1 protein-coding gene is annotated in these 1,284 nt (G+C 68.1%); it reads left to right on the top strand.

The features are described 5' to 3' along the window. Nucleotides 1-375: 375 nt before the first annotated feature. The coding region (locus tag G447_RS0108580; RefSeq protein WP_026430745.1) for a hypothetical protein at nt 376-1,284 on the top strand (909 nt) is incomplete at its 3' end.

Raw genomic sequence — 1,284 nt, 5'->3', positions numbered from 1 at the left:
CGCCGGACGCCAAGCCAACCGCCGCGTCGAGATCTTCATCCCCACCTTCTAACCCACGACCCACGACCTGAGACCCAGTGCGCGCCCGCAGTCCCCGACTGCGGGCGCGCACCACCACCCCCACAGTCCGAGTCCTGGACGGCGGCCCCGCGCCGTATTGCGCTTCCCCCTTCGCACAAAGGACAATCCACCTATCAACACACCGCTGGGCACTCGGGGGCGCCCCCGGGAAGCCCCTCCGCCCGCGAGCACCGTGGCGTCCAACGGGGGAATCCGTCGGAACGCGGCGCCAGCGCGGCCAGTCCCATCCGAACGCATAGTGCCCTACACACTTCCCACTCCCCCTTCCGACGACCAGAGATTGAGGTACCCCTCATGTCCCTCCGCCGTTCGCCCCTCGCGGCACTCGCCGCCGCGGCCGCACTCGCCGCCGGTTGCTCCGCGGGCATCCCCTCCTCCCAGTCCCAGGGCCCGGCCCAATCCGGAACCGCCCCCTCGCCGACCACCAGCGCCACCGCCTCGGCGCCGACCGTCCCAGGGTACAAGCCGGGCGAGATCCCGCCCATCCCCCTGTTCACACTGCCCCCGATCGGGGTTTTCGCGCAGAACGCCGACAAGGCCGTCATCGACACCGCGACCACCATCGCCTCGGTGCCCGGAATCACCGTGGCCCCCGCCGCCTGCGACGGGAGCTCACTGCTGGCCAATGGGGGCAACACGGTCCTCTACGGCGACGGCTCCGGGTACTCCAGGAACGGGGACCAGGGCGTCACCAACTACGGCGACGGCTCCGGCACCATCACAGACGGGCCGATCACGCTGGTCTACTACGGCGACGGCTCGGGCAACTACACCAACAGCGACACCAACGAGCAGATCGTCGTGTACCCCGGCGGCAGCGGGAACTACAACTCCCCAACACTGCAGATCGTCTCCTACGGCGACGGATCGGGATTCTACGTGAACTCGGAGACCGGCGACAATATCACCATCTACACCGGGGGCTCGGGCAACTACTCCAATTCGAAGACCGGCGTCTCCATCGTGAACTACGGCGACGGCGGCGGCACATACAGTGACAAGACCGGTCTGAACATCGTGAACTACGGCGACGGAACAGCGCTCGTCAACGGGAAGACCATCAAGGCGGACCCGGTGCCCGCCACGGGGAGCGTCGGCTCGTTCCCGCCGGTCGGGTCGCTCAAGCCGGTGGAGTCGTGCGGGACGACGATCACGCTGCAAGACGGAGTGCTCTTCGACTTCGGCGAGTCCACTGTGCGCGCC

Origin of the sequence: Schaalia georgiae DSM 6843 (assembly GCF_000429245.1) — a bacterium.
Classification (GTDB): Bacteria; Actinomycetota; Actinomycetes; order Actinomycetales; family Actinomycetaceae; genus Pauljensenia; species Pauljensenia georgiae.
Note: the sequence above shows the minus strand (reverse complement) of the source record. Positions and strands in the feature narration are given on the sequence as shown.